Here is a 6,696-nt window from a genome sequence, read left to right on the forward strand (position 1 = left end):
TGAACGGCGGCTACCGGGCCGGAGTGACCCCCGGCGCCGGCTCGACCGGAACGTAGCTGCGCGCGTCGAAGGTGATGACCACCGGCCGCGGCTCGGAATCCACGCTGACGCGGACCCGGTACATGGTGCCGTCGGAGCCGATCCAGTAGCGCACGTTGCCCGCAGTGCCGGAGCGGTCGCGGGCGGACGGTCCGGTCATGATGTCCACCCGGTGTCCGTCCACTCGGTCCGGGCCCCACCAGGAGGCGCCGTTCTGGGGCAGCAGTTCGGCGTTGTCGGGCCGGTCGCTGCCGAGCTTCAGCGCGATGGCCAGCGAACTGTCCAGCGCGCTGCCGGACGAGCGCAGCGGACGGTCGTACCAGCCCGAGCGGGGCGGCGACGCGGGGGCGTGTGCCGGGGCGTTCGCCATCGGGTGGACGAACACCGAGGCGGCCGTCCACTGGATCAGCCCGTCGCTGGACGTGTCGCGCCCGCTGCCGTGCACCACGCCGTACCCGACCTTGCCCCGGTAGTCGACGGACCCGGTGACGGTCAGCCCGCCGGCGGTGCCCGGCACGGTGATCGTCACCGCCCGGCCCCGCGCCTGGTAGTTGCGGAACCGGGTGATCGCCAGCCGGTTCGCCTCGTCCTCGGTCAGGGCGCGCGGGCCGCCCGGATCGGAGCCGCGGGTGAGGAGGACCGCGGCCACCGCGACCGCCGCCAAGCCGACGGCGGCTGCCACCCAGCGCGGCCACGGCCATCGGCGCCGTCCGGGCGCCCGCCCCGGTGGGACTCGCCGGTTTCTCCCGCCGCGCACGCGGTTCGACACTGGCACCTCGCTGGTTCACCCTCTCGCTCATCAGCCCGCCGCCCGGCCGCCGTGCGGGCACGACGGCCGGGCGGCGGCCCGGGGCGGACGACGTCAGGGCCGGCCCTCGTGGGCCGGCCCGGTCCTGATCCGCCCGTCCGCGCCGTTTCCGGATCGCGGACGGGCACATCACCGTTGTGCGGTTCGTTCAGTGCTGCCGGAGGCGACGGTTCCGGGTCACGAACGCGATGACCAGGCCCGCACCCACCAGCAGACCGGCGAGGCCGATGAGCGTCGGCACCCCGGCCATACCGGTGTTCGCCATCGAACCGCCCCCGTCGCTCCCACCGCCCGGCGCCGGGTTGGCCGGCGGCGCGGGTGACGGCGGGGTCGAGGCCGGGGGCGAGGCCGGCGGTGAACTCGGTGCGGGGGTCGGGGACGGACTCGCGGTCGGAGTGTCGGTCGGGGTCGGGGTAGGAGTCGGGCTCGGGGTCTCCTTCGGGATGTACACCCCGGCGTCGATGGTGTGGTCGACACCGCCCGGCTTGTCCGGGGCGGTGACGGGCGCGTAGCCGTTGCACAGCTCCCCGGTGGTCGGCGGGGTCACGTTGGAGTCGTGCGCACGGTCGTCCCCGGCCCGCGGGAGCGTGAACCGCAGTTCGCTCGCCGCGGGCTGCTCGGGCACCTGGCTGGTGTCCGCGGTGCACACGTCGAACTGCACCGTGTACTTCGCGCCGGGCGTCAGCTGGTACGCGGCGCCGACACCACCGAAGTAGTACTCACCGGCGGCGTTGGTCCTGGTCGTGGCCACCTGTTCGCCGTGGGCGTCCAGCAGGTTGATCGTCGCTCCCGGCAGCAGTACGTGCCCCGGGTCCTGGATCCCGTTGTGGTCGCCGTCGAACCACACGACGTTGCCGATCTGGATCGGCGCGTTCGCCGCCGCGTAGGCGATGTCCCCGAGCCCGCCGGCCTTGCCGAACCCGCCTTGGTCTCCGCCGACGAACTGGTACCCGTTGGCGGTCGGGTCGTTGCCCGGGCCCTCGCCTGTCGCGATGTCGTAGTAGCCGGTCCCGGAGGTCGCCACCGCGGCGACCGGGTCGAACTCCGTGCTGACGACCCACTGTTGCTGCGGAATGTAGGCCACCGACCCCAGCGCCGTCTCCTGATGCGCGCGGCGGAAGGAGTCGCCCGGGAAGTACTCGACGACATCGGCGGGCTGGCCGCCGTTGTTGGCGGCAGTGGCGTTGTTGGGGCAGCTTCCGGTGCCCTCCCACTGGTACTCGCCCGTGGGAGTGGCGCAGACCATGGTGATGTCACCACCGGACATGCCGCTTTCGCGGACTTCGGACCCCGGGTGGGGGTTCAGCCCGTTCCAGCCGAGCACATCCATGAAGCGGTCGCGGAAACCCAGGATCATCGAGCCGTCGCGGGCGAAGGCGAGCGAGGCCAGCTCCGGTTGCGGATCGATGAGGACGCCGCCCGATTTCCGGTCCTCCCACGTGTTCAGGCCGGTGTCCCACGGGTTCCAGTGGGTGGCCCGGTCGCCGGTGCGGTAGACGCTGCCGCGTTCGAACGTGAGCGGATGGCTCAGCACCGTGGTGAACCGCTTGCCGTCGAAGGTGGCGACGACGGCCTTCAGGTCCTCCCGGTCCTTCGTGCTCTCGGCGCTGCACACACCGCCGACATACAGCGTGTTGTCGTGGGTCTGGAGCCCGAACGGCCGCCAGTCGCCGCGGTGCGCGCACCCCGGGTCCGGGATCGGCACCGTCGACTTGGGCGCCGAGGCGGTGGCCCCGGTCGCGTCGAAGCTCACCAGGCTGCGAGTGCGCAGGTTCACCGCGTACAGCGTGGAGCCGTCCTCCGACAGCGCCAGACCGCCGATGCTCTCCTTGCCCGGCGCGTCGGTGAACCCGCCGTCCCTGTTCGTGTCGGCGGTGTCGTGCCGCGTCACCGCGGCGTCCGGCACCCGCGCGAACAGCTTCGGCGCACCCGAGCCGTCGGCCGGCACCGTGTAGATCGCGCCGCCGCCCTGCGGCCCGTACGCGGCGTACCGGCGGGCGAACGCGCTCTGGAACAGCCGGGTCCGGTACGTGTCGTAGGCCAGCCCGAACGTCGTGCCCACCTGTTCCTGCGTGGCCAGCGTGGCCGGGCAGGCCGCGTCGGTGGGACACGTCCTGCGGGCATTCGTCCCGAACGCCACCAACGCCCGCTTGTCGGTGCCGCCCGGGCCGTTGTGGACCGGCACGAAGTACCGGGAGTCCGGCAGCGCGTAGTCGGCCGGATCCCACACCCCGGTCACCACCGAGGCGTCCTTTCCGTCCGACACGTCCACGAACGACGTGAAGCTGTCGAAGTGGTTCTCCGCCGTCGACGCGGGCGCCGCCCGCAGATAGCGGCTGTACGGCGCCGGGACGCTGACGTCGACGCGGTACCGGCCGCCGTCGAGCGCGTCCGACCCCGGCACCACGACCTTTCCGGTGGTGTCCGTGACACCGGTGACCCGGTGCCCGGCGGGGTCGGAGACCTGCACCCGTATGCCCCGCTGCGGCACGTCCATCGTCGTGTTGATCACGCCGGTGCCGAAGAAGTCGCGGAGCACCTGCACCGTCAGTGTGCCGTCGGCGGTCGAAGCGGCGGCTGGTCCGGCCGTCACACCCACGGCGGCGCCCCCCAGTAAGAGGAGGGCCAAGCCCGTGCGCGCCAGCGGCTCCGCAAGCCCCCCGGCCGCCCGGCGCGAGTCTCTGCCGACTCGGTTCATGGCATCACACTCACACTTCCCTTGACGTGAAAACGAAGTCCCCCGAGGCAAAGAAAAAGGGCCCACCGTGCGTCGCGTGGGCCGCTTTATGGTGATCGTCGGACGATTTCGCGGGCGAGCCGTAAGGACCGCGGGACGGAAAATGCGAACACACGTCCATGCTCTCGGGCGGGGCCGCCTCTGGTGGAGCCTTTGCGCAGCTCAGTCACGGTACCCTCGTCCCTGCCGCCGTCCTCGCCGACCGCCATCGCGAGCAGCGCGCGACAGTCTATCCACGGAGGTCTCGCGGTTACCAGCGGAACTCCTCGAACTGCCCCTGGATTCAGTACTGTTCCCCCTGTGAGGCCGGTGCCGGCCGGGAGCTGTCCCTTTGGTTTCCGGGTGCGTACACTCCACTCGACGTGTGATCTTCGCGGGCCGGAGGGTGCGGCATGGGTGGACCCGCAACTCCCCGACGGGAAGTGGTCACGGGAGCTCCCCGGTCGTCCCGCCCGGTTCCCGGCCCCGTTCCCCGCGCCCGGACGCGCCCCGAGGGCACCGCCGCACCCGACGACCTGATGCGTCGTCAACTCAGGCTCGGCCTGGCGGCGTTCGGACTGCTCATCGGCGTGATCGGACCGCTTCCCCTCGTCTTCGCGGCCCTGCCCGACCCGGCGGTCCGGCCCGGCAGCGCGCTGGTCGTGTGGGCCGTACTCGGTGTCGGCGTCTACCCCGTGCTGGTCGGCATCGGCCGCTGGTACGTCGCACGGGCCGAGCGCAACGAACGGGACACAGTGGAACGGGACGCAGTGGAACGGGACGCGGTGGAACGGGACGAGGGGGCGTGTCAGTGACCGCGGTCAGGACGTCCGGAGCCGCCGGGTGAACCAGACGTACGGCATCGTGGCCGTGTCGGCGGCGGTTCTGGCGACGCTGGTGATCGGCTCGGTGGGACTGCGCGTCTCCCGCACCACCTCCGACTTCTACGTCGCCTCCCGTACCGTACCGCCGTACCTCAACGCCATGGCCGTCAGCGGGGAGTACCTCTCGGCGGCCTCCTTCCTCGGCATCGCCGGACTCGTCGCCGCCGAGGGCGTCGAGATGCTCTGGTTCCCCGTCGGCTACGCGGCCGGCTATCTCGTCCTGCTCGCGTTCGTCGCCGCCCCGCTGCGCCGCTCCGGGGCCTACACCCTGCCCGACTTCGCCGACTCGCGCCTCGGGTCCACGGCCGCCCGCCGGGTCGCCGGGATCCTCGTCGTCGGTGTCGGCTGGCTCTATCTGCTGCCCCAGCTCCAGGGCGCGGGCCTCACCCTCGGCCTGGTCACGGGCGCGCCGCACTGGCTCGGCGGCGTGCTCGTCGCCGTCGTCGTCACCCTGGCCGTGGCCGCCGGCGGCATGCGCGGCATCACCTTCGTCCAGGCCTTCCAGTACTGCCTGAAGCTGACCGCGCTGCTCGTGCCCGCGGTCTTCCTGCTGCTCGCCTGGCACGGCGACCCGCGCCCCGCCGGCGCCGTGGACGAGCCGCCGGCCTTCCGCCGGCACACCCAGGTCACCGTCGACAGCACCGTACGACTGCGGATCGAGGCCCCGCTGCGGGCCGCCGCGACCGGTGCCGTGGACGGCCGGGACTACGCCGGCGGACCACTGCTGCTGGACCCCGGAGTGCACGAGATCCGGGCCGGCACCACACTCCGGTTCCCGCCCGGGGCACCGGTGCCCGAACGCGCGCCCGGCGACGGCCGGCCGGGCGGCGCCGCGGGCTGGGCGGCACCGCTGTCCGGCGGCGCGGAGGAACACCCGCTGTACGCCACGTACGGGCTGATCTGCGCCACCTTCCTCGGCACGATGGGGCTGCCGCACGTCCTCGTCCGCTTCTACACCAACCCCGACGGCCGTGCGGCCCGGCGCACCACCGTGATCGTGCTCGCCCTCGTCGGCGGCTTCTACCTGCTGCCGCCCCTCTACGGCCTCCTCGGCCGGCTCTACGCCCCTGACCTGCTGCTCACCGGGAACACCGACGCCGCCGTCCTCGTCCTGCCCGAGCGGCTGATCGGCGGCACCGCAGGTGATCTGCTCGGCGCGCTGATCGCCGCCGGTGCCTGCGCCGCCTTCCTGTCCACCGCCTCCGGGCTCACCCTGTCCGTCGCGGGCGTGCTCAGCCAGGACGTGCTGCCCTCGCTCGGCGTGCGCCGCTTCCGGCTCGCCACGCTGCCGGCGGTGGCCGTGCCCGGCACGGTGAGCGTGGCCGCCGGGCAACTCCCCGTCGCCGGCGCGGTGGGACTCGCCTTCGCCGTGGCCGCCTCGTCCTTCTGCCCGCTGCTGGTGCTGGGCATCTGGTGGCGCGGGCTAACCCCGCCCGGCGCCATCGCGGGGCTGCTCGCCGGCGGGGGCGGCGCCCTCACCGCCGTCGCCGTGACCATCGCCGGACCACCGGCCGACGGCTGGGCGCGTTCCCTGCTCGCCTGGCCGGCCGTGTGGTCGGTCCCGCTCGGCTTCCTGACCATGGTCCTGGTCTCCCTGGCCACCCGGGACCGCGTCCCGCCCGGCACCGAGGCGGTCATGGCCCGCCTCCACCTCCCCGAACCCCCGGCCGGCCGGGACCTGCCCGCCGTGCGCGGAGGAATGAGGACGCGATGACGCCTGTCCGGTTCCGGCGGGGCTCGGTCGGCCGTGGGCGGGGGAACGACGGCGCCATGACGACTGCCCGGCCCCGGTGCCACGCGGGTCGCCCGCGCGCGGGGTGTGCGATGACGACCGCATGGATCGGGTGGGGCGCGGTCCGTCGTGTGCGGGGGAGTGAGGATGCGATGACGATCGTCCGGTTCGGGTGGGGCGCGGCTCGCCGCGGGCGAGGGGGCGGGGATGCGGTGACGGCGCGCCGGTCCCGGTGGGGCGGGGTCCGTCGTGTGCGGGGGAGTGAGGATGCGATGACGGCCGTCCGGTTCGGGTGGGGCGGGGCTCGCCGCGGGCGAGGGGGCGGGGACGTGATGTCGGCCTGCCGGTCCCGGTGGGGCGGGGTCCGTCGTGTGCGGGGGAGTGAGGATGTGATGACGATCGTCCGGTTCGGGTGGGGCGGGGCTCGCCGCGGGCGAGGGGGCGGGGATGCGGTGACGGCGCGCCGGTCCCGGTGGGGCGGGGTCCGTCGTGTGCGGGGGAGTGAGGATGCGATGAC

The 6,696-nt window shown here is 73.5% G+C and carries 4 protein-coding genes; 2 read left to right on the forward strand and 2 right to left on the reverse strand.

All coding sequences use genetic code 11. The annotated features are described in order from the left end of the window. Window positions 1-10: 10 nt before the first annotated feature. Together AB0E62_RS18895 and AB0E62_RS18900 are read right to left on the reverse strand one after the other, a co-directional pair. Window positions 11-703 carry a hypothetical protein gene (locus tag AB0E62_RS18895; protein WP_362194607.1) on the reverse strand — a complete coding sequence of 231 codons (693 nt, stop codon included), beginning with the start codon at window positions 701-703 and terminating at the stop codon, window positions 11-13. Window positions 704-995: 292 nt separating this feature from the next. Then, window positions 996-3,446 (reverse strand): SdrD B-like domain-containing protein, encoded by a 2,451-nt coding sequence (locus tag AB0E62_RS18900; protein WP_362194431.1) that lies wholly within the window; start codon window positions 3,444-3,446, stop codon window positions 996-998. Between the two features lie 656 nt (window positions 3,447-4,102). Here AB0E62_RS18900 and AB0E62_RS18905 point away from each other — a divergent pair. Both AB0E62_RS18905 and AB0E62_RS18910 read left to right on the forward strand, forming a co-directional pair. Continuing rightward, window positions 4,103-4,378, forward strand: coding sequence for a hypothetical protein (locus AB0E62_RS18905; protein WP_362194434.1), 276 nt, complete (start codon window positions 4,103-4,105; stop codon window positions 4,376-4,378). A gap of 28 nt (window positions 4,379-4,406) precedes the next feature. After that, window positions 4,407-6,161, forward strand: a complete 1,755-nt coding sequence (locus AB0E62_RS18910) for a cation acetate symporter (protein ID WP_362194437.1) — start codon at window positions 4,407-4,409, stop codon at window positions 6,159-6,161. Window positions 6,162-6,696 lie beyond the last annotated feature (535 nt).

It is taken from the genome of Streptomyces sp. NPDC038707 (genome assembly GCF_040636485.1).
In the GTDB taxonomy this organism is placed as follows: Bacteria; Actinomycetota; Actinomycetes; order Streptomycetales; family Streptomycetaceae; genus Streptomyces.

Coding starts and splice junctions, on each gene's coding strand:
- AB0E62_RS18905 (WP_362194434.1), top strand. CDS start 4,103: ATGCGTCGTCAACTCAGGCTCGGCCTGGCGGCGTTCGGACTGCTCATC.